This window comes from Acidovorax sp. sic0104, assembly GCF_019219095.1.
Taxonomy (GTDB): Bacteria; Pseudomonadota; Gammaproteobacteria; order Burkholderiales; family Burkholderiaceae_C; genus Acidovorax.
The window spans coordinates 1-568 of record NZ_JAHUWH010000053.1; the positions used below are offsets into that span (position 1 = coordinate 1).

Here is a 568-nt window from a genome sequence, read left to right on the forward strand (position 1 = left end):
GCCTGGGCCAGCGCGTGTTCAAGACCGAGCCGCTGTACAGCAGCGCAGCGGCCAAGCCCGCCAGCACCAAGACCCTGGCCAACCTGCTGGCCGATGACGATGAAAGCGATGGCAAAAACAGCCAGGAACCACCCGGCTTCATCGAACAGCTCAAGGCCTTCCTGTCCAAACTCTGGAGCCCGGCCACCAGCGATGCAGAAAAGCTCGGCTGGAGCTACGTGTACGGCGAAGACGGCACCCTGCTGGGTGAATACGGCTCGGGCGGCGCCAACAGTGCAGGCACGGCCCAATACCTGTACCTGCCCACTGCCTCAGGCCCCATGCCCATTGCGGCAGTCATCAAGGGTCAAACGTATGCCATCCACAGCGACCACCTGAACACCCCGAGAAAGCTCACGCAGGCGGACGGGCAGGCGGCATGGCAGTGGGAGTACAGCGCGTTTGGCGATGAGCAACCCACCACGGCGGCCAAGCGCTTCACCAGCGAGACTACCACCCCGACGACGGGCGCCACCAGCGTGCCTGAGGTGACCTTCAACCTGCGGTATCCGGGGCAGTACTTTGACGC

General features: G+C 64.1%; 1 pseudogene. It reads left to right on the forward strand.

The features are described from left to right. Nucleotides 1-568: pseudogene (locus tag KW835_RS26630) on the forward strand (hypothetical protein); the annotation flags it as partial.